This window comes from Massilia sp. IC2-278 (assembly GCF_020708045.1).
GTDB lineage: Bacteria > Pseudomonadota > Gammaproteobacteria > Burkholderiales > Burkholderiaceae_D > Telluria.
Genome location: NZ_JAJFES010000001.1, coordinates 92,069 through 112,970 on the forward strand (window position 1 = coordinate 92,069; position 20,902 = coordinate 112,970).

Annotated in this window: 22 protein-coding genes; 14 read left to right on the forward strand and 8 right to left on the reverse strand. The window is 66.7% G+C overall.

The genetic code is table 11. The features are described 5' to 3' along the window. Positions 1 to 130: 130 nt before the first annotated feature. Both LK540_RS00430 and LK540_RS00435 read left to right on the forward strand, forming a co-directional pair. The gene (locus tag LK540_RS00430; RefSeq protein WP_229434938.1) at positions 131 to 2,191 is read left to right on the forward strand and encodes a TonB-dependent receptor; all 2,061 of its coding nucleotides are present in this window, start codon (positions 131 to 133) and stop codon (positions 2,189 to 2,191) included. A gap of 10 nt (positions 2,192 to 2,201) precedes the next feature. After that, on the forward strand, positions 2,202 to 3,344 hold the full coding sequence (locus tag LK540_RS00435; protein WP_229434940.1) for a DUF1624 domain-containing protein: 1,143 nt from the start codon (positions 2,202 to 2,204) through the stop codon (positions 3,342 to 3,344). 256 nt (positions 3,345 to 3,600) lie between these two features. Here the strand turns inward: LK540_RS00435 and LK540_RS00440 are convergent, their stop codons facing one another. Beyond that, complete coding sequence (locus tag LK540_RS00440; protein WP_229434942.1) at positions 3,601 to 4,542, reverse strand: class I SAM-dependent methyltransferase; 942 nt, start codon at positions 4,540 to 4,542, stop codon at positions 3,601 to 3,603. A gap of 227 nt (positions 4,543 to 4,769) precedes the next feature. Between LK540_RS00440 and LK540_RS00445 the strand changes: the two genes are divergently transcribed. From LK540_RS00445 to LK540_RS00465, 5 genes are all read left to right on the forward strand, one after another. Continuing rightward, positions 4,770 to 4,946: a hypothetical protein gene (locus LK540_RS00445; protein ID WP_229434944.1), complete on the forward strand. Its 177-nt coding sequence runs from the start codon at positions 4,770 to 4,772 to the stop codon at positions 4,944 to 4,946. Further along, on the forward strand, positions 4,943 to 5,830 hold the full coding sequence (locus tag LK540_RS00450; protein WP_229434946.1) for a neutral zinc metallopeptidase: 888 nt from the start codon (positions 4,943 to 4,945) through the stop codon (positions 5,828 to 5,830). The genes LK540_RS00445 and LK540_RS00450 overlap by 4 nt, the downstream gene beginning before the upstream one ends. Before the next feature lie 199 nt (positions 5,831 to 6,029). Continuing rightward, entirely contained in the window at positions 6,030 to 7,214 is a 1,185-nt protein-coding gene (locus LK540_RS00455; protein ID WP_229434947.1) for a zinc-dependent alcohol dehydrogenase, read from the forward strand. Positions 7,215 to 7,223: 9 nt separating this feature from the next. Then, entirely contained in the window at positions 7,224 to 7,850 is a 627-nt protein-coding gene (locus LK540_RS00460; protein WP_229434949.1) for a hypothetical protein, read from the forward strand. Between the two features lie 244 nt (positions 7,851 to 8,094). Next, complete coding sequence (locus LK540_RS00465) at positions 8,095 to 9,912, forward strand: M4 family metallopeptidase (protein WP_229434950.1); 1,818 nt, start codon at positions 8,095 to 8,097, stop codon at positions 9,910 to 9,912. A gap of 270 nt (positions 9,913 to 10,182) precedes the next feature. Here LK540_RS00465 and LK540_RS00470 read toward each other — a convergent pair whose 3' ends face one another. Beyond that, on the reverse strand, positions 10,183 to 10,884 hold the full coding sequence (locus tag LK540_RS00470; protein WP_229434951.1) for a M23 family metallopeptidase: 702 nt from the start codon (positions 10,882 to 10,884) through the stop codon (positions 10,183 to 10,185). 67 nt (positions 10,885 to 10,951) lie between these two features. Beyond that, positions 10,952 to 11,989, reverse strand: a complete 1,038-nt coding sequence (locus LK540_RS00475) for a L,D-transpeptidase (protein ID WP_229434953.1) — start codon at positions 11,987 to 11,989, stop codon at positions 10,952 to 10,954. Between the two features lie 124 nt (positions 11,990 to 12,113). On the opposite strand from LK540_RS00475, the gene LK540_RS00480 reads away from it, so the two are divergent. Further along, the gene (locus LK540_RS00480; protein WP_229434955.1) at positions 12,114 to 12,431 is read left to right on the forward strand and encodes a 2Fe-2S iron-sulfur cluster binding domain-containing protein; all 318 of its coding nucleotides are present in this window, start codon (positions 12,114 to 12,116) and stop codon (positions 12,429 to 12,431) included. Here LK540_RS00480 and LK540_RS00485 read toward each other — a convergent pair. Further along, positions 12,397 to 13,329, reverse strand: coding sequence for an alpha/beta hydrolase (locus tag LK540_RS00485; RefSeq protein ID WP_229434956.1), 933 nt, complete (start codon positions 13,327 to 13,329; stop codon positions 12,397 to 12,399). The two genes, LK540_RS00480 and LK540_RS00485, sit on opposite strands and share 35 nt — an antisense overlap. Before the next feature lie 129 nt (positions 13,330 to 13,458). On the opposite strand from LK540_RS00485, the gene LK540_RS00490 reads away from it, so the two are divergent. Further along, a complete protein-coding gene (locus LK540_RS00490; RefSeq protein WP_229434958.1) occupies positions 13,459 to 13,641 on the forward strand; it encodes a hypothetical protein in 183 nt (60 codons plus the stop codon). Between the two features lie 7 nt (positions 13,642 to 13,648). Beyond that, complete coding sequence (locus LK540_RS00495) at positions 13,649 to 13,885, forward strand: hypothetical protein (RefSeq protein WP_229434960.1); 237 nt, start codon at positions 13,649 to 13,651, stop codon at positions 13,883 to 13,885. A 112-nt stretch (positions 13,886 to 13,997) separates the two neighbouring features. Here LK540_RS00495 and LK540_RS00500 read toward each other — a convergent pair whose 3' ends face one another. Then, a complete protein-coding gene (locus LK540_RS00500) occupies positions 13,998 to 14,162 on the reverse strand; it encodes a hypothetical protein (protein ID WP_229434962.1) in 165 nt (54 codons plus the stop codon). A gap of 183 nt (positions 14,163 to 14,345) precedes the next feature. On the opposite strand from LK540_RS00500, the gene LK540_RS00505 reads away from it, so the two are divergent. After that, complete coding sequence (locus LK540_RS00505; RefSeq protein WP_229434963.1) at positions 14,346 to 14,483, forward strand: hypothetical protein; 138 nt, start codon at positions 14,346 to 14,348, stop codon at positions 14,481 to 14,483. Between the two features lie 79 nt (positions 14,484 to 14,562). After that, entirely contained in the window at positions 14,563 to 14,934 is a 372-nt protein-coding gene (locus LK540_RS00510; protein ID WP_229434965.1) for a hypothetical protein, read from the forward strand. 138 nt (positions 14,935 to 15,072) lie between these two features. On the opposite strand, the gene LK540_RS00515 is transcribed toward LK540_RS00510, so the two are convergent. The 3 genes from LK540_RS00515 to LK540_RS00525 all read right to left on the reverse strand — a co-directional run bounded on the left by LK540_RS00515 (position 15,073) and on the right by LK540_RS00525 (position 19,125). Then, a complete protein-coding gene (locus LK540_RS00515; RefSeq protein ID WP_229434967.1) occupies positions 15,073 to 15,276 on the reverse strand; it encodes a hypothetical protein in 204 nt (67 codons plus the stop codon). An 86-nt stretch (positions 15,277 to 15,362) separates the two neighbouring features. Next, positions 15,363 to 18,215 (reverse strand): EAL domain-containing protein, encoded by a 2,853-nt coding sequence (locus tag LK540_RS00520; protein ID WP_229434969.1) that lies wholly within the window; start codon positions 18,213 to 18,215, stop codon positions 15,363 to 15,365. A gap of 124 nt (positions 18,216 to 18,339) precedes the next feature. Further along, the gene (locus LK540_RS00525) at positions 18,340 to 19,125 is read right to left on the reverse strand and encodes a fused MFS/spermidine synthase (RefSeq protein ID WP_229434971.1); all 786 of its coding nucleotides are present in this window, start codon (positions 19,123 to 19,125) and stop codon (positions 18,340 to 18,342) included. Positions 19,126 to 19,248: 123 nt separating this feature from the next. On the opposite strand from LK540_RS00525, the gene LK540_RS00530 reads away from it, so the two are divergent. Next, positions 19,249 to 19,524: a hypothetical protein gene (locus LK540_RS00530; protein WP_229434972.1), complete on the forward strand. Its 276-nt coding sequence runs from the start codon at positions 19,249 to 19,251 to the stop codon at positions 19,522 to 19,524. A gap of 5 nt (positions 19,525 to 19,529) precedes the next feature. After that, complete coding sequence (locus tag LK540_RS00535) at positions 19,530 to 20,696, forward strand: diguanylate cyclase (protein WP_229434973.1); 1,167 nt, start codon at positions 19,530 to 19,532, stop codon at positions 20,694 to 20,696. The last annotated feature ends 206 nt before the right edge of the window (positions 20,697 to 20,902 follow it).

The window sequence follows — 20,902 nt, forward strand, 5'->3', positions numbered from 1 at the left end:
CGCCATCTTTTCTTGATATCAAGAATGCGTTATCATTTAGATCGCCGCGGTCGCGATGCCTTCCTTGCATCCGCCATTCCGATCCACCCACGCATGCCGGCAGTACCGGCGCCGGAAAGATTCCTGGTTCATGAAACGCAAGCTCCTGCCACTGGTCCTGTTATCGGCTTTTCCCTTCTCGACCCATGCCAACGAGATTGCCGGGACCGGGGAGCCCTCGACGGTGATGGGCGAGGTGCGCATCAGCGCCGCGCGCAATGCCGGCGCCTTGCTCAGCAACCGCATCCTGACCTCGGTCGACGTGCTGGGCAGCGAACAGATCGAGGACAAGACCGTCGGCAACAGCTGGGAACTGGTCGGCCAATTGCCCGGCGTGCAGCTGACGGAATTTCGCATGGGCGCCGAATCGGGCAAGGCGACCTTCCGCGCGTTTAACGGCGAGGGCTACATCAACGGCATCAAGGTGCTGATCGACGGTATCCCGAGCAATGTGAACAGCGGCAACCAGCGTTTCATCGACATGGTGTTTCCGCTCGAGATCGACTACATCGAGGTGGTGCGCGGCACCAACGATCCGCGCTACGGCCTGCACAATATCGGCGGCAACATCAACCTCGGCACGCGCCAGGGCGGCAACTACACTGACAGCCGCTTGACGGCCGGCAGCTTCGATACGCGCGAGCTGCAATTCGCGCTGGGCCGCGAGAGCGGCGGTTTCGCCCAGAATTACTTCATCGCGAAGCAGGACAGCGGCGGCTACCGCGCCCAGAGCGACTCCGACAAGTATTCGCTCGGCGCCAAGTGGTTTTTCACATCCGACGACAAGCGCCTGAAGACCGGCCTGGTACTGCGCACCTACCGCCACGATGCGGAAGAACCCGGCTTCCTGACGGCCCGGGAAATGGCCGAGGACCGCGACCAGTCGCCGCGCAAGAACGCCAATGATGTAACGGACCGTGAGATGAAGCACGCCAGCGTCCATCTCGACTGGCAGATTACGCCCGACGTCTTCCTCAGCAACAAGGTCTACTTCAACGATTACCAGGACGACCGCCGCGTCACCTTCACCAGCAACCCGGCCGGCACTGCGCCGCGCCAGCGCCGGCTGTGGGACGAGGAGCAGGTGGGCCTGCTGAGCACGCTGACCTTGCGCCTGGACGAGCGCGCCACCATCGAAACCGGCGTTAACACCGAGCGCCAGGATAACCGCTACGGCCGCCTGCGTTACACCTACGCCGTGCCGAGCGATTTCACGACGCCGGCGCAGATCCAGAACGACGACCGCTATTACCTGAACAATGTCGGCGCCTATGCCCAGGCCATCCTGAAAGTCGGCGACACCCTGAAGATCGTGCCGGGCTTCCGTGTGGACCGCTTCACCGGGCACATGCCGCTGAAGGATGGCAGCACGCTGGGCTTGCAGGAATCCGGCTGGATCAAGCAGCCGAAGTTCAGCATGGTCTACAGCCCTTTGCAGAACCTCAGCGTGTACGGCAACTGGGGCTGCACCTTCCAGGTGCTGACCGGTTCCGGCGCGCCGGCCTACCTGGCGCCGGGCCAGGCGCGCTTTGCGCCGTCGATCAATACCGGCAAGGAAGTCGGCGTCAAGTTCAAGCCCGCCGCGCAAACCGAACTGCGCCTCGCGGCCTGGCGCCAGGATGCGACCGACGAAGTGGCCAACATGCCTGCAACCGGCACCACGGTCGGCCTGGGCGAGACGCGCAGGGAGGGTCTCGATTTGCAGATATCGAGCAAGCCGACCGACAAGCTCGGCCTGTGGTTCTCGCACTCGCTGCAGAAAGCCGAAGTGATGCGTGCGTTCACGGCCGAGGGCGTGTCGCTGGCCGGCAAGGAAGTGTTCGCCACGCCGCGCACGATCACGAATGCGGGCGCCGAGTACCGCGTGTCGGATAAGTGGCGCGCCGGTCTGCAGGGGCGGGCGCAGGGCAGCTATTTCATCGACAACCTGAATGCGCAAGGCAAGTTCGGCGGCTTCGTGCTGTTCGATGCCAACGTGCGTTACACGATTTCCGGGCGCGCCAGCATCGACTTCCAGGTCAAGAACCTGGCCGACCGGCGCCATGCCTACGCGTGGTACGACAATTTCTTCTGGCCAGCCGCCGATGCCCAGGCGATGTTCGCGCCCGGACCGGGCCGCGCCGCCTACCTGTCGTTCAACCTGAAACTGTAAGGGCAGGCAGATGCAGACACTACCAATCCACGCCCAGCGCCGCATCCTCAGCATCGACGCCCTGCGCGGCCTCGTCATGGTCTTCATGATGGTGGACCACGTGCGCGAGACCTTCCTGCTGCACCTGCAGGTGTCCGATCCGATGGACGTGTCAACGACGCCGGCGCCGCTGTTCTTCTCGCGCCTGATCGCCCATTTGTGCGCGCCGGTCTTCGTTTTCCTGACCGGGCTGTCGGCCTTCCTGTATGCGTCGCGCCAGGCCGACGGCCCGCGTGCGGCATCAAGCTTCCTCGCCAAGCGCGGGCTGTTCCTGGTCGTGCTGGAACTGACCGTGATCAATTTTGCCTGGACGGCGACCTTCCCGCCGAATGTGGTCTACCTGCAAGTGATCTGGGCCATCGGCCTGTCGATGCTGGCGCTTGCCGCCCTGGTGCATCTGCCGCGCGCAGCCCTGATCGCACTCGGTTTCGCGATCGTGGCCGGGCACAACCTGCTCGATGGGCTGCACTTCGCCGCCGGTCACCCGCTGCACGCCATCTGGGCCGTGCTGCACGACCGCGGCTGGATCGACATATCGGAGACATTGCGCCTGCGTACTTCGTACCCGGTGCTGCCCTGGATCGGTATCATTTGCCTGGGCTATGCCTGTGGCCCCTGGTTTGCCCAGGGCTGGGCGGCGCCGGATCGCCAGCGGCGCCTGCTCACCTGGGCCGCAGGTGCGCTCGGCGTGTTCGTGGCGCTGCGCGCGCTGAACGTGTATGGCGACCGGCCGTGGATCGCAGGCGCCTCGAGCGGCGAGACCCTGATGAGCTTTTTCAACGTGACCAAGTACCCGCCTTCGCTGTTGTTCGCGGCGCTGACGCTGGGCATTGGCTTATTGTTGCTGGTGCTGCTAGAGCGCAAGGACGGGCGCCTGACCGCATGGCTGGCGGTGCTGGGGTCTGCACCGATGTTCTTCTATATCCTGCACCTGTACGTGCTGCAATTGCTGGCACGCGGGTTGGAGGCGGGCGGCAGCGCGCCGCGCATGGATGGCGTGTGGCAGGTATGGGGATTGACGGCCGTGCTGACGCTGGCGTTGTATCCGGCAGTGCGCGCCTTTGCGCGCTTCAAGGCCCGGCGGCGCGACCTGGCCTGGCTCAAGTATTTGTAGGGCATCTGGCGGACCCGGCCTGATGCCGAGGCCGGCGCCCGAATGCGGGAGGGGCGGGTGGGGAGGCCCGTCCAGGCCCCTGTATCAAACCGTCTCGTTCCGCACCCTCATTCGTTCTCTTTCTCTCTCTTTTCGTACTTGTCGAAATGGCAGGGAGAAAAAGAGATGAAAAGAGAAGGAATGAGAACGCCAAAAGAGACACCTTGGCAGATGGCGGGATCTGCATGCCCCCCACCGGCGCCTTATCCAGGCAGGCTCATCCGCGCATGGTCGCGTGCAGCCACACCGCCGCGATCCGCTCCACGTCCTCGTAACCCTCGCAGTCGAGCTGCCCGCCGAAGATGTCCGGGTCGAGTTCCTCGTAACGCCAGCCGGGACAGCATGCGTCCAGCCGCGGCCGGACCGTGTCCAGGAACTCGTCGTGCCCGTCGACGATCGCGATGCCCGTGTACAGCAGCAGGGTCCCGCCCGGGCGCAGGCGTTCCAAGGCTGCCTCGACGATATCCACCGACAGCGCCGCGCCGTGCATGCCGCCGCCATGGCGGTAGCGCAATTCCGACGGGTCGAGGATGTAGGGCGGGTTCGATAGCACCAGGTCGAAGCCGCCGTCCAGGTCCTTCAGCAAATCGCTGTGCAGGGTCGGCACGTTGGCGGCGCCGGCCAGGCGCGCGTTGACGGCGGCCAGGCTTAGCGCGAACGGGTTGATGTCCGCGCCCACCGCTTCGCAGTCCGGGAAGCGGCAGCCGACCTCGATGGCGCCGGCGCCGCTGCCGGTGCCGATATCGACCGCGCGGCGTGGCGGCGCGATGCCTTCCATCGAGCGCTTCAGGGCGGCGACATAGCGGTAGGTGTCGGGGCCGAAGAACACGGCATCGTCTTCGCGCGTGGGAAACGCGGAATGGAAATACAGGCGCTCGCCGACCGTCGAGGCGCGCACGGTGGCGCACAGGTGGCCGTCGCGCTCGCGCAGCACGCCGGCGCGGCGCATCAGGGCCAGCATCTCGCCCGGCACGGTGTCTTCCGTAAAGGGCCGGCTCCAGCCGAACACGCCGCGCAAATCGCCGGCGCGTGCGTTGCCCTCGCGGCCGTTCACGCGGCGGTGGCTGGCGGGAGTGATGGTGACGAAGCGGTAGCCTGCGCGCTGCAGGGCCTGGCCCAGCTCGAACAGGGCGTCGGGGTCGTGGAGGGAAGAGGTCATGCCACGAGCATCAAGGATTCGCTAGGGCTACTCTGTACGCTAACGCACATAGCGTACACTGCGCCTGCCCGCACGCCATGGAAGAGCTATGTGAATGCCCGAACATACTGGCGCGCCGGGGCCGTCCATACTGCTACCATGGCCAGGCCGGCAGGAAGCCGGCTGCACCACCGGCCCCACGCATCCAGCACACGCATCCAGCACAAGTATTCAGCACAAGGACCATCATGAAGCCACTGTTACCGGACCAGGAACACGCCCGCATCGACCGTGAAGTCGAGCGCGAACGCAACGAACGCCACCTGAACGACGAGGCCCGCGCCGGCCTCGCCGTCGACGAGGAATTCCGTCTCAAGGATGCGCGTGAGAGCATGAATTCCAGCAACCTGCGGCGGTCGCGATGAAGTGGGAAGGCGGACGCGAAAGCGATAACGTCGAGGACCGCCGCGGCGAGGGCGGCGGTGGGGGCGGGTTCGGCGGCTTCGGCGGGCGCTCGATCGGCCTGGGCACGGTGGCGATTGCCCTGGTGGCATCGATCTTCTTCGGCGTCGACCCGCGCGTGGTGCTGGGCCTGCTGGGCGGCGGCGGCGGCGGCCCTTCGCCGCAGGTGCAGCAGCAGCGCCAGGCCGATGCGCCGAAGGCCACCGACCGCGAATCGCGTTTCGTGGGCACCGTGCTCGCCATGACCGAAGATGCCTGGACGCCCTTGTTCAAGGAGCAGGGTGGTACCTATAAACCGCCGCGCCTGGTCTTGTTCGAAGGCCGGACCGACACCGCCTGCGGCGCCGGCAACAGCGCCACCGGGCCTTTCTATTGCCCGCCCGACCAGACCGTTTACATCGACCTCAGCTTCTTCCGCCTGATGCAGGAGCGCTTCAATGTCGCCGGGGAATTTGCCCAGGCTTACGTGATCGCCCACGAAGTCGGCCACCACGTGCAGAACCTGCTCGGCGTTTCCGACCAGGTGCACAACGCCCAGCAGAGCGCGTCCGAAAAGCAGGGCAATGCGCTGTCGGTAAAGCTGGAACTGCAGGCCGATTGCCTGGCTGGCGTCTGGGCCTACCACGCCAACCAGAAACAGGCCATCCTGGAAAGCGGCGACGTCGAGACCGCGCTGGCTGCCGCCACGGCGATCGGCGACGACGCCCTGCAGCGCCAGTCGCAAGGCACGGTGGTGCCGGATTCGTTCACCCACGGCAGCTCTGCGCAGCGGGTGCGCTGGTTCCGGCGCGGCATCGACAGCGGCGACGTCCAGCAGTGCAATACCTTCGACGCGCGCCAACTGTAAGGCGGCGCGATGCAGGACGCTGCCATGCGGAATCGGTGCTTTCCTGATGTGAATAAAATATGCAAATAGATGGGTTATCCCAACAAATATTTGCATAAACTATCCTGAGGGTAACGTACGCGTTGGTGTTTTGGCATAAGCTTGGAAGAACTGATATGTCCGCATGGCCGCGGGCATCGCACACTTTCGAGGAGGTAGTATGCTGGCAATGAATTACCGCGGACCTTACCGCGTTCGCGCCCAACACAAGCCCGACCCCGTGATCGAACACCCGGGCGACGCCATCGTGCGCGTGACCCGCTCCTGCATCTGCGGTTCCGACTTGCACCTGTACCACGGCATGGTGCCCGACACCCGCGTCGGCCATACCTTCGGCCACGAGTTCATCGGCATCGTCGAAGACGTGGGCTCCGGTGTGCAGAACCTGAAGGTCGGCGACCGCGTGCTGGTGCCGTTCAACATCTTCTGCGGGTCTTGCTTCTTCTGCCAGAAAGAACTCTACGGTAATTGCCACAACACGAATGCGCAGGCTACCGCGGTCGGCGCCATCTACGGTTACTCGCATACCGCCGGCGGTTACGACGGCGGCCAGGCCGAATACGTGCGCGTGCCGATGGCCGACGTCGGTCCGATGGTCATCCCCGACGACATCGTCGACGACGACGCCGTCCTGCTCACCGACGCCCTGCCTACCGGCTACCAGGCTGCCGAAATGGGCAGCATCAAGGAAGGCGACACGGTCGTCGTGTTCGGCGCCGGTCCGGTCGGCATCTTTGCCGCCAAGTCGGCCTGGCTGTTCGGCGCCGGCCGCGTGATCGTGGTCGACGAGCTTGAGTACCGCCTGGAATTCGTCAAGCGCTACGCCCAGTGCGAGGTGGTGAACTTCAAGGACGTGGGCGACATGGCGCTGCACATCAAGAAGATGACCGACTGGCTCGGCGCCGACGTCTGCATCGACTGCGTCGGCGGCGACGCTGCCGGCAGCGTGGCGCAGACCGTTACCGGCCGCCTGCTGAAGATGCAGGCCGGCGCCGCCACCGTCCTGCACTGGTGCATCAACTCGGTGCGCAAGGGCGGCAACGTGTCGATCGTCGGCGTGTACGGTCCGACCTTCAACGCCGTGCCGATCGGGAACGCCTTGAACAAGGGCATCACCATGCGCATGAACCAGGCCAGCGTCAAGCGCCACCTGCCGCGCCTGATCGAGCATATCCGCGCCGGGCACATCGATCCGAAACAGATCATCACCCACCGCATTCCGCTGGAAGAAGTGTCGGACGCGTACCACATCTTCTCGAGCAAACTGGATAACTGCATCAAGCCGATCCTGATCCCGCCGCGGGCCCACGAGGTGCGCGCGGTGACGGCAAGCGTTGCGAAATAAGGAGCCGACATGGAAAGCCGTACCGACATCAAGCAACACGACGACCACCAGGGGCATACCCACGATCTCGACCAGCCCTGCCACCACGGCCACACGACCGAGGTGCAGCCGCAACTGCGCGCCGTCCGCCCGACCCGCGACCAGATGAGCCACATCAAGGGCTGGGGTGCCGACCTCGACCGCGAAAACCGTCCCGGCGTGCCGATGGAGCGCACCCCGCCGCGCTACACCCCGGCCGACATCGCCGAGCCTTCGCCGCAGCCGCAGAACGTCGAGGTGCTGGTCTCGACCGAGCGTCCCGGCATCACCCAGCTGTTCGGCACCGGGCAACCGCCGTCGGGCGTGTCGGGCATGATCCGCCGCGCCGCCTTCAGCATGACCGAAAGCGACATCCGCCGCTGGCTGCTGCTGCTGGCCGCCGACCGGGTGCAGGTGGTCGAGGGCGTGGTCGACGACCTGGCCCACGGCCACGTGCCGAACATCCTCGGCGAGATGGGCATCAAGTCCGAGTGGCAGTACAACAAGGCCGGGCTGGCGAAGAAGGTGGCGATTGCCGGCGCCATCGGCGCGGCTGCCTATTTCCTGCTGAAACGCGGCAAGGAAGAGGAGACCGATCGCTTCGACCGCTGGGATTGAGCGCGGCACCTGGTCTGGCGCGGACTGGTCTGGATTGCCTGAGCCAGCCTGAGCCAACCGAGCCGGGCCGGGCAGCCCGAGCAGCCGAGCACACTGAGCAGCTAGAGATGACGCCCCGTCCGTTGCGTGCAAGCGCAACCGGCGGGGCTTCTTGCGTTTAAGCAATAGACAAATATCAGCCTCGTCCACACTTCGAGATTGACCGGTTCGCCTGTGCGGCCGGCGCAATTCGAATGGAGACGAGATGCGTGTTCAACCAACCCTGTTGGCCAGCGCGCTGGCCACCGTATTTGCCAGCGCAGTGGGCGCCCTGTTCGCGAGCGGCGCCGCCGCCGCGCCAATGATGAGCGCGCCCAAAGCAGTCTCGGCGCAAGCAAACGCGGCGCTGGTCGGCAGGCTGGCGGCCGGACGCGGCGCGCGCGGGCTCGACAGTAACCACGGCTTCGCCATTACCCGGCAGCATCCGGGCGTGCAGGGCACCCAGGTGGTGCGCGCCGCCCACACCTACAAGGGCTTGCGCGTCTTCGGTTCCGAGTCGGTGGTGGTGCTCGACGCGACCGGCGCCATCGTCTCGGAAGTGGCGTCGGAGCGGCGCCTGCACCTGGGCCGCGGCAATGCCAACCGCCTGCGCCCGATGACGGCCGACTTCAGCGTCAGGCCGGCCATCTTTTCCAAAGCGGCCATCGATGCGGCGCTTGCCGCGACAGCGCCGGCCAGCGCCGCCACGGCCGGGGCGCCGGCGCCAGCCGCCACCCACGTGGCGCCGCCCACCGCCGAACTCCTGATCTACCCGGTGATGCGCACCGAGCGCACGCCCGGCGCCGCCGACAAGCTCGAAGCGGAACTGAACGCCGTCGACGTGGTCGAGGTGGTCGACCACTACGAACTGGCCTACCTGGTGCGCACCCGCATGCAACAAAACGGCAGGCCGCTGTACTTCGATACGATCGTCAGCGCGAAGGATGCCCACATCATCGACCGCTGGAACATGGTGCAGAGCGTGATCGGCATCGGCAAGAGCCAGTACAACGGCGAAGTGCCGATCAGCACTACCCTGAAGGATGGCAGCTACAGCATGCTCGACCCCGAGCGCGGCACCGGCGGCGCCCACGGCGCGATGGCCATCACCAACGCCGATAACAGCAGCAACGCCGGCAAGATGTACACCAATGCCAGCAACACCTGGGGCGACGGCAAGCAGTACGTGCGCGGCGGCTCCACCACGAACGAGAACGGCCAGACCGCCGCCGTGAACGCGATGTGGGGCCTGATGAACACCTACGATGCGCTGAAGAACGTGCTCGGCTGGCAATCGCTGGACGGCCGCAACACCGCCACCTATATCGCGGTGCACGTCAACAACGCCTACGACAATGCCTATTACAGCGACACCTGCGCCTGCATGTTCATCGGCGACGGTTCCAGCTTCACCAGCCTCGGCTCGATCGACGTGATCGGGCACGAGATGGGGCACGGTGTGACGGCCGCCACCTCGGACCTGGTGTATTCGGGAGAATCGGGCGGGCTGAACGAATCGAGTTCCGACATCGGCGGCGAGATTGTCGAAGCCTACGCGCGCGCCGGCGGCAAGGGCGAAGCGATCCCGAACGGCGGCAACGACTGGATGCTGGGCACCGAGATCAGCCGCGAACAGACCCCGCTGCGCTGGATGTACCGGCCCAGCAAGGACGGCAGCAGCCCGGACGCCTGGAGCACCGCGCTGCGCCGCCTCGACGTCCACTACAGCAGCGGGCCGAACAACCGCATGTTCTACTTCCTGTCGCAGGGCTCGAAGGCGGAAAAGGATGGCGATTACTACAGCAAGTACCTGGTGAAATCGCCTGGCGCCATGACCGGCATCGGCACCGACAAGGCCTTCAGGATCTGGTTCAAGGCGAATACCACCAAGTTCACATCGAGCACGAATTACGCCGGGGCGCGCGAGAAGATGGTCGAGGCGGCGCAGGAACTGTATGGCGTGGCGAGTGCCGAGGCGATTGCCGTGCAGCGGGCGTATGCCGCCATCAATGTCGGCGCGGATGTGGATGAAGTCGGTCCGTGAACCACGTAGCGGCCATTCCATCGCCAACGCCAACCGTACGGTGGGCACGCCGTGCCCACGCAGTTACGTGCTCATCTCCCGGACACGTGCCGTGAAATGTCGCTCGCACGGTAACACCAGGCCACGAAACATCTTCGGCTTTCGGACGCCGCGCGAGCGATCCGTCGCTGCACGTGGCCAACCGCAGACGCCCGTAACCGCGTGGGCACAGCGTGCCCACCGTACGAACATCGTCATCGTCATCGCCGGAGCACGGTGCAGCGCCCGGCTTCAATCCCCCAGCATCGGATACGGATTAACCGGCGTCCCTTTCCACCACTGCTTCTCCGCCGTCAGCGCCACCACCGCGAAATGCAAATGCGGCGCGTTCGGATCGGCATTCCCGCTTGCCCCCACGTAGCCGATCAGGTCGCCGCGCTTGAGCTGCTGGCCTTCCTTGATGCCGTCGGCATAGCGCTGCAGGTGGGCATAGTAATAGGCGTGCTTCTCGCTCGGGTCGAACTGGTACAGCGTGATCCCGCCCGGCTTGCTGTTGAAGAGCTTCACCACGCGCCCGTCGCCCGCCGCGCGTACCGGGGTGCCGGTCGGCGCCATGATGTCGAGCGCCTCGTGATGGCGTTCCTGGCCGCGCGGCTGGTCGAAGGTGTCGGTAAGCTGGGCAAAGGCGACGCCCTCAACCGGCACCAGCAGCTTGCCGGGCATGTTGCCGTCGGCCGTCAGTTCCGGCGCCGACGGCGTGCCGGTCGAGGCTTGCGGGGCAGGGCGGATCGGCAGGTCGGCCTCGAGCAGGTCGGTCTGCACCACGGGATTATCCGGCGTGCCCGTGCCCGCCGCGGGTGCGGCCGGCGGCGCGGGCAGGGCGCCGCCATCGATGACGAAAGGATCGGGCGCATCCGCGATCTGGCGCAGGTAGACGAACAGCCCACCTGCGCCCACCAGCACGCCCAGCAAGAATGTGACCAGCCATCTCATGCCCTACCTCCTCGACGAAACGCCCGGCGCCGCGCGCCGGCTGCGGTGATACTAGCCTGCTTTGCCCTTACTGCTGCAGCACGACGTCGGTGCCGGCCCCCACCACCTGGGCCACCGTGGCGGCGCTCCAGTTGGTCAGGCGGATGCAGCCGTGCGACTCGGTCTTGCCGATGAACTTCGGCACCGGCGTGCCGTGGATGCCGTAGTGCGGCTTGGACAAGTCGATCCAGGCCACGCCTACCGGATTGTTCGGGCCGGCGGCGACGGTCGCCTTCTTGTGGCCCGGGTCGGCGTCCCAGAACAGTTTCGGGTTGTAGTTGTAGGTCGGGTTCGGGAACACGCCCTCGATCTTCCAGTTGCCGACCGGGAGCGGGTCATGCTCGCTGCCGGTCGAGGCCGGGAACTGGGCGATCAGGCGGTCGGCGCCGTCGAACAGCATCAGCACCTTGCGGCTGTCGCTGACCACCACCTTGGCCGCCTGCGGCAATGGGGCGCCGCCGTGCACGGCCGGCACCAGGATCTGTTCGCCGGCGCGGGTGAAGTCCTTGCCCGGGTTCAGGCGCGCCAGCAGGTCCGGGCTGGCATGGAATTTCTCGCCCAGCCCTTCGAGCGGCGAGGCATAGCCCAGCTTGTCGAGCTTGGACTTCTCCATCATGTCGTCGGGAATCTTCACGAAGGGGCCGTCGACGTCTTCGCCGGTCAGCACATAGGCGGTGAGGGTGGGCGTGGTGTCCTGGTTCAGCAGGTTCCAAGTGGCGTCGTCGAGCTTGCCGCTGGCTTCGAGGTTGCGGGTCTTCTGGAAGCTGGCCAGGGCCTGGCGCATGTTCGAGCCGTATTCGCCGTCGATTTCGCCGGGCGAGAAGTACAGGCGGTCGAGCAGGACCTGGGCGCGCAGCAGGCGCTCGAATTCGGCGCGCGCGGCGGCGGCATCGGCTTGCAGGGGCTGGCCCGGCTGGACGGCGGCGGGTGCTTGCGCGCCTGCCTGCGCACCTGCTTGAGTAGCGGTCGGCATGCCGGGCTGCGGCGCCGAAGCGACCTGGGCGCTGGCAAGGCTGGCGGCGCCGGCACAAGCGGCGAGGAAAAGTGGGGCGATGATTTTTTGCATGGGGCACCTGCGTACGTACTGAAAGAACCCCCAGCGTAGGCGCGCGGCATTTTCCGGTCTGTGCGGAAACGTACTGAGGCATTGCCACCGCGGCGAAGCGGCCCCCGGCGTTACAATCGGGCGTATGAGCCACGACGCCACTTCCCATCCTACGCCGCCCGGCACGATCACGCTGCAACCGCTCCACTGCACTTTCCCGACAAACGGCAAGACCATTTTGCAGGCGGCCGAGGCCGCCGGCTTCGCGCTGCCCAGTTCCTGCCGCAACGGCACCTGCCGCACCTGCATCTGCCGCCTGGAGAGCGGCGCGGTGCGCTACCTGGTCGAGTGGCCGGGGCTGTCGATCGAGGAAAAGCGCGAGGACTACCTGCTGCCCTGCGTTGCCGTGCCGGTCGGCGACGTGGTGGTCAAGGCGCCTTTGGCGAAGCCGGCTGCGCGCTAGCCGGCGCGGCCGGCTTCGATGGTGCAAGCGCGCGCTCGATGGCGCCCAGCACCTGCGGCCAGGCCGGGGAAGTCGCTGCCACCTCGTCATAGTGGCTGGCGCCCGGCAGAATCACTACCTCGGCGCGGTCGCCGGCAGCCTGTGCGCGCGCCGCATAGTCGTGGGCCACGCGCGGCGGCGAAATCGTGTCGAGCTCGCCCGTCACCAGGATCGTGTGGCTGCCGTTGGGCAGCAGTTCGGCGGCATTCGTGTCGGCATACACGTCGGGCCTGCCCTTGCTTGGCGTGCCGGCCAGTTCCGGCGTATCGCGGCCGCAATTTGCCTTGATCAGTTCGCGCTCGCGGCGCAGATCGGCCAGGCCGCCCAGGCTGACCACGGCCCGCACCGGTAGCATCTGCTTGCGGTGCAGCACGCTGCCGGCCGGGATGCGTTCGCGCCCGGCAATCCACTGCACCAGCTGGCCGCCGGCCGAGTGGCCGACCGCCACCACGCGCCCGAGGTCGAGCCGGTGGGCGCCGGCCTGGGCCTGCAGGGTGTCGAGGGCGGCATGCATGTCCTGGTACATGCCGGGATAGCCGCCGCCGGCTTCGTCGACGCGCCGGTATTCCACGTTCCACACCGCGATGCCGCGCTCGCGCAGCGCGCCGGCCATGTTGCGCAGCTGGGTGATGCCGCCGAACTTGGCCGTCCAGCAGCCGCCGTGCACCAGCACCGCCACCGGGAAGGGGCCGGCGCCTTGCGGCAGGAACAGCTCGGCATACTGCGAGGGGGCGGGGCCGTAGGCGACGTGGGCGTCCGGCGCCGGGCCGCTCAGGGCCATGTAGTCGGCCAGCTGCATCGGGGCGGCGCTGGCCGCTGCGGGAAGGACGGCGGAGAGGATCAGGGAACGCAGCTTCATGGTCGAATTGATGGGGAGAAAACGCCACTATACCGGGGTTTCACGCTCGCGCACGATTGAAAACCCTTGTGGTTCTTCCATGCTAGTCTGCGCCAGACGTCAACGTTTTCACAACCACGGAGGACCATGATGAGCCAATCGAAATCGGGCGGCAGCCCGCAGAACAAGCAGTCGGACAACCTGTCGGAAGAAGACCTGCAGAAGAAACGCGCCGGCAAGGAAGACAAGAGCAGCCACGACGACAAGTCGCGCGTGCGTGCCGGTACCGGCGAAGGCGCCGGCGGCGGCGCCAAGCAGAAGCAGAACCACTGAAAACGGCATGAGCCGGTGCCCGGGCAACGCGCTTGCGCTGTCCGGCGCCATGACAACAGAAAGGACGATGATGGACATCACCGACCCGCGCGCGGACCGCGAGACGCTGCGCGCCCACTCGACGCCCGATCCCGAGCAGACCCCGACCCCGCCGACGATTCCGGTTCCCGACGACGTGCCCGATCCGGCGCACGCCCCGGTCGAGGAACCCGTGATCCCCGATCCGCCGATCCGCGCGCAATAAGAATCGCAATAAAAATCGCAATACAGCCGCAGTAGAAACAGCAAGGGCGGGTTCGACCCCGCCCTCTACCAACTTGGCCCTGTCCCGCACAGGCCTTGTTTTGCCTCTCGTCTTACTTCCCGTCCTGCTTCTCGTCCGACTTCAGGGGCGGGATTTCCTTGATCATTTCCTCGGTTTCCTTTTCGCCCGGTGTTTTCTCGCCGCTGCCGATATCGTCTTCGTGCAGGATGGCGCCGCCTTTGGCTGCCGGGTCGGTGGTCTGGTGACGTGTGTTCATGCTGTGCTCCTTTGCTTGCGAATGTTGGAACAATCCTAACAGTCGTAGCGCGAGACCGGCGCGCGCCATCGATCATGTTGTAATTCACACAAAGTTACAAATATGTTCGGTGCCGAACGTTCCCTGTTTATGGATTTTTTTATAATATCCATTCACAGATGATCGAATTTCGGAGTAACACAGATGGGCAATTCCCTGCACAACAAGATTTACCTCGGCCGCAACCGCGGCTTCACCTCGCGCCGCTTCCAGGGCGTGCTTGCCGTGGCCGGCATCGTCGGCGCCGGCCTGGTCTGGATCGCCCTGCGTTCGCTGCGCTGAGCCGCCAGCCGATCGCCAAGGTTGCCCCCGGGCGTCGCGGCGGTTACCATGACGGCCGCAACGAACCTTGAAAGCGGCAATGAAGAACGAAAAACTGACGACCGACGAATACAACGCGCTGGGAATGATCCGCGGCGGCGTGGCCAGCGACCGGGTGAATGCCTGTGTCGGACGCAACGCCAAGCGCCTCGCCGGCCTGAAAATGGTGGCTTACGCCCGCAATGGCCGGCTCGAGCTGACCGAAAAAGGCGAGCAGGTGCTGTTCCTGCGCAGCTGCGTCGAGGCGCTGAAGGCGCTGACGCAGGACCCGGCAGCCGCCGTCGGCGCCGATGTCGCCGGTTTTCTGATGCGCAAGAATCACATCGCCGAGCGCGAAGAAGGTGGTTTCAGCGTGACCGCCAAGGGGCAGGAATCGCTGGCGGATATCCTGGCGCAGGAACCGCGCAGCTGAATGGCTTGAGGAGTAGGTTCCAAGGGGCAGGCTCCAAGGGGCAGGCCTTGAAGGGCAAGCTATGCAGGGGCGGGCTGGAAGCCAGCCCTGTTCGCATGTCACGCGGCGCCCATGCCCACGCGTGAGCGTGACACCAGCTTACCCGCGCCGGCGCCGGTGCGGATACACCAGCGTGCGCACCGCAATCTCCGCCGGCACGTTCATCGCCGCCAGGAATTCCGCCGCCCGCTGCAAACCCAAAGTCGGGACCGACGCCACCGCCTGGTTCACCAGGTCGCGCGTGCGCAGGTCGGTGCGCACCACCCGTGCCTGTGCCGCCGGGCGGGTTTCGAGATCTTCCATGTTCATCCACTCCACGTTGCTACGGAAAAGCGCAATTCTAGTGGAATGATGTAGAAATTTCTACATAGATATAATTATTCTACGGCTTAAGCCGCAGCCGGCTCCGCTTCCGGCGCCGGCCCGATCTCGCCGGGCTGCAAGCCGCGTCCTTCGACCAGCAATTGCTCGAACTCGGCCGCCGGCAGCGGGCGGCTGAAGTAATAGCCCTGCATTTCGTCGCAGCCGTGGCGGCGCAGGTAGTCGAGCTGCTCGCCGGTCTCCACGCCCTCGGCGATCACCGCCAGTTTCAGGTTGTGGGCGAGGGCGATGATCGAGGTCACGATGGCCTCGTCGTTGGCGTCGCGCGTGATGTCGGCCACAAAACTACGGTCGATCTTCAGCACGTCGATCGGGAAGCGCGACAGGTAGGACAGGCTCGAGTAGCCGGTGCCGAAGTCGTCGATCGACAGGTTCACGCCGAGCGCCTTCATGCGATGCAGCAGCTCGACGGCCGGCGTGACGTCGCTCATGAACAGGCTTTCGGTGAGCTCGATTTCCAGGTACTTCGGCTCCAGGCCGGTATCGACCAGCACCCGTTCCAGGCCCTCGATCAGATCCGGTGCGCTGAACTGGCGCGCCGACAAATTCACCGCCACGCGCAGCTTGTCGAAGCCGGCATCCTGCCAGGCCTTGTTCTGGGCGCAGGCGGTGCGCATCACCCAGGCGCCGATCGGCACGATCAGGCCGGTTTCCTCGGCGATGCTGACGAAACGGCCCGGCGGCACCATGCCCAGTTCCGGGTGCTGCCAGCGGATCAGCGCTTCCATGCCGCAGATCTTGCCGGTTTTCATGTCCAGCTGAGGCTGGTAATACAGCACGAATTCGTCGCGTTCGAGGGCATTGCGCAATGCGCCTTCGATGCGCACGCGTTCCAGCGATTCCTCGTTCATGGCCGGGGTATAGAACTGGAAGTTGTTGCGGCCCAGTTTCTTGGCGCGGTACATGGCGATGTCGGCATGCTCGATCAATTCGTCAGCGCCCGTGCCTTCGCTCGGGAACACCGACACGCCGATGCTGCAGGTCACGAAGAATTCCTTGGTGCCGAGCATCACCGGCTGGGCCACCGCGTCCATCACGCGCTGCACGATGTCCGGGCTCAGGGTCTGCTCGCCGTGCTCGGACAGGATCACCACGAATTCGTCGCCCGACAGGCGCGCCACGGTATCGAGGTCGCGCAGCGAGGAGCGCAGGCGCGCCGCCACCGTCATCAGGAGCACGTCGCCGGCCTTGTGGCCCATGCTGTCGTTCACGAACTTGAAGCGGTCGAGGTCGATCAGCATCACCCACACCGGGTTGCCGCTGCGGCCCGCATAGGCCACGGCCTGCTCCAGGCGGTCCTGCAGCAGCGAACGGTTCGGCAGGCCAGTCAGCACGTCGTGCTGGGCCACGTGGTGCACGCGCTGCTCGGTCAGCTTGCGCGCCGTGATATCCGAGCCGGTACCGCGGTAGCCGCTGAAGTTGCCATGTTCGTCGAAGACCGGCTGGCCGCTGACCAGGAACCAGCGCGTGTCGCCGTTGTCGTCGGCCAGCTGGTACTCGAAGTTCGCGAACGCCTCGCGCGCCTTGACCTGGGCGATGTGGGCCCGTCCGGCCTCGCTGTCTTCCACGCCGGCCAGGGCTTCCCAGCGCGTCTTGCCGAGCAGGCGGTCGACCGCGACGCCGGATTTTTCGGCAAAGCCGCCGGTGATCGTCGTGAAGCGCAGGTCGCGGTCCTGTTCCCAGTACCAGTCCGAGGACATCGCCGCCAGCTGGCGGAAGCGCTGTTCGCTTTGCTGCAGAGCCTTTTCGGTGCGTTCGCGCGCCACCATGTCGTCGACCAGGCGCCGGTTGGTGCGCTTCAGGTCGGCGGTGCGCTTGCGCACCAGCTGCTGCACGAGACGGGTACGTACGCTGGAAGCCTGCACCCAGGCCGCGCTGAGCAGGCTGAGCAGGATACCGCCGGCCAGGATCGCCAGCGAGGCCAGGTGGTCGGCGGCGAAGGGGCGCGGCATGGCGGTGACTTCCACCAGCCAGGGGCGGCCGGCCACGTCCAGGGTGCGCGCCAGGCTGGAACGGTGCTGCGGCGCCAGCCAGGCGGCCATGGTGTCCTGCGGCAGCGGCGCGTCGTCGGCGCGCGTGCTGAAGACCAGGTTGGCCGGCTCCGGGCGCGCCGAGGCGTACACCGACATCACGATCTGCCTGTCGCCCAACAGGTTGGCGGCAGCCAGGACGCTGCTGACCAGTTCGCGCGCGCGCACCACCACGCCGGTGTCGCCGACCAGCTTGCCCTGGCTGTCGAGCACCGGCATCACGATCTGGAAGCTGGGCTGGGGCTGCGGGTCCTGGATCAGCGGAAACAGGGCGGTGGCGGCGGCGCGGCCGTCGGCCTGCGCGCGCGCCAGCGCCTGGCCGAACTGCGGACGCACGCCCACGTCGAAGCCGAAGGCGGCTTCGTTGCCGCGCATCGGTTCCAGGTAATGGACGATGTGGTAGCGTGCGCGCCGCTCGGCCGGCACGCGCCGGCTGTCGCGCACTTCGCCGATCACCGTGCCCGGCACGATCCGCCCTAATTCGGCCTCGACCGCGGGGCGCTCGGCGTCATCGACCACGCGGTGGAAATTGAAGGCCTTGATGAAGGGGTGGCGCGCCAGCAGCGGCGAGGTGAAGTCGTGGAACTGCTCGCGCGTCACCGGCGCGCCGAGGGCGAACAGCTGGTTGGTGACGGTCGCCACCTCGACTGCGTCGTGCAGGCCCTGGCGCACGGTGGCCACGCGCTGGTCGGCCCGCTGGCTGAAGGAGAGGGCGAGGTTGTCGTATTCGAGGTGGCTCACGCCCACGAACAGCGCGCACGAGGCGGCCAGGCCGGCCCCGAGGGTCAGGACGCTTGCGCGGGTGAGGGAAAACGACAGGCGACGCACCATGTACTGTTCCAGGAAAAATTTGCTTGCCCAAAGGCACCAAAGCCCGGAAGTGTGTCATAGTTCCGCGCTTTTCGCCAACCACTTCCGTGCCCGGAGAGGTAGCGGGCGGCGCCTGTCGTCAGGATCAGACAGGACGGCGTGCCAGCCAGGCAACCACGGCGCGCGCCAGCAGGCGGTTCAGCCAGGCCAGGCGCAGGCCGCGGCTGCTTGTCAGGCTTGTCAAGCGCGCATGGCGCCGCACGGCAAATGCCGCCGCCGAGCCTGGCGCCGGCCGGCGCGGCGCGCGCAGGGCGAACAGGATGTGGTTGTTGCCGGCAATGCCGGCGAACTGGCAGACCCGCTCTTCGAAGGCTGCATGGATGCGCGCCTGCAGCGCCGCATACTGCGGGTCGTAGCTGAGCAGGTTGGCCACCAGCACGCCACCGTCGCGTAGGGCGCGGCGGCAGGCCGCGTAAAAGCCGGCGCTGCCGAGTTCCGGCGGCATGCCGGCAGCGTCGAAGCCGTCGACCAGGATCACGTCGCAGCTGGCCGGCGCGGCGGCGATGAAGCGGGCGGCGTCGGCGTGCACGATGCGCAGGCGCGCGTCGTCGGGCGGCACGTGGAACTGCTCGCGCAGGGCGATCACCTCGGCGCTGATTTCGAGCACCGTGATGCGCGCCTGCGGGAAGTGGCGGTAGCAAAACTTGGCCAGCGAACCGCCGCCCAGGCCCACCATCACGATATGGCGCGGCTGCGGCACGAACAGGGCGAAGCACATCATGGCGCGCGAATAATCGAGCACCAGGGCGTCGGGGCGCGACAGCAGCATCTCGCTCTGGATATCGCCGGGCACGAATTCCAGCGTGCGGCGGTCGCCGACGGTGCGCACCAGGGGCGGCAGGGACGGTGCCGGATCGGATTCGGAAGGCATGGCGCCAGTATACCGAGGCGCGCCGGCGCCGGGCAGGGCAGGCGGGCGCCGAGCGGGCAGGGCGTCTTGTTTGCAAGCATTAAATTCTGATAAGCTGGTCCATGCCCTCACACGGAGTTCTTCATGTTCCTGGATCACCCGACGATCACCGCCACCAACAGCTTGACCGAGCCCGACCGCATCGAGCGGCTCAACCGTGTGTACGGCTACGCGATGGCGCTGGCCGACAGCGAGGGCAACGCCGGCTTCGTCGAGCGGCTGACCCAGCTGCACGACCACAAGGGCACCCTGATCGTGTTCTGGAACGAGGCCCCGGGCGAGCACGACCGCAGTTGCTGGGAGCGTGCCTGGGCCAGCCGGGTCGGCGACGGCACGGTCAACGTCGAACACGAATTCTGAATCCCATGATGAACCTCGATTCCACCACCATGGTGCTGGTGCTGGCACTCGGCAACCTGGCCCTGTGCAGCCTGCTGTTCTTCTTCGACTATGGCGCCGCGCGCAGCCCAAGCCTGGCTAGCTGGGGCCTGTCGCGCCAGGTCCAGGCAGCGGCCTGGGTGCTGCTGGCGCTGGGCGGGGCGCGCGTGCTGCCCGAGCCGCTGGCGCTGCCGGCCGGCTGGGCGCTGCTGATCGGCGGCGTCGCGCTCGAAGCCGGGTCGCTGTGGGAAGCGGCGAACCGCCCGCGCTGGCGGCGCGCCATGGTGCCCCTCGCCGTGGCCGCGGTGCTGGTGTTCCTGGTCTGCTACCTGATCGACGACATCGGCTTGCGCAACCTGGCCGCCTTGCTGCTGCTGGGCGGTTTTTACCTGCTGGCCGCCGCCGCCCTGGCCCAGGACTGGCGCCAGGCCGGCATGCTGCAGCGTGTGCTGGCCATCGCCATCGCGCTGCTGGCGCTGGTGGTCGCCGCGCGCGGCCTGCTGGTGCTGGTCATGCCCGACGGCTGGCGCTGGCTCTCGCACGAGCTGCTGCGCCAGCTCTCCAGCGCGGCGCTCTACCTGCTGATGCTGGCCGGCGCCTTTGGCTGCCTGCTGCTGGCGCGCGAACGCCTGCAGGCCGAGCTGGCGCGCCGCGAAACCGTCGACACCGTGGCCGACGTGCCGAACCGGCGCGGCTTCTTCGCCATGCTGGCGCCCTGGATGGCGCTGGCGCGCCGCCCCGGCCTGCCGACCGCGCTGGTGGTGCTCGACCTCGACGGCTTCAAGCGCGTCAACGACGGCTACGGCCACCCGGCCGGCGACGTCGTGCTGCGCCATGTCGCCGCCCTGTGCAAGCGCCAGCTGCGCGACAGCGACCAACTGGCGCGCCTGGTCGGCGGCGAGTTCGCGCTGCTGCTGCCGCGCACCGGCGCCGTCGAGGCGGCCCTGGTGGCCGAACGCATGCGCGCCGCCATCGAGACCACACCGGTAAAGACCGAACGCGCAATGATCTCGATGACGGCCAGCTTCGGCGTGACCACGATCCGCGCCGACGACAGCAATGCGATCCTGCTGCAGCGCGCCGGCGAGGCGATGCGGGCGGCCAAGGCGGCGGGGCGCAACCGGGTGATGCAGGCGGAAGAGGGCGGGGCCTGAGCATTCTGGACAAGCGGACACGCATTTAAGCCGCGTGGGCACAGGGCGCCTGGCGCGGCCCACTCTACGGGTATGCGTCCGGGTCCGCATCGGTGTTTCGGTCCGCCGGCGTCACCGATGCAGGGCGCCCGTGCCCGCGCGTTCATTGACGCATGCCGCAACCCACCGGGCGTGATCCCGACGCTGTCACAAGCGCCGCGCCCTCC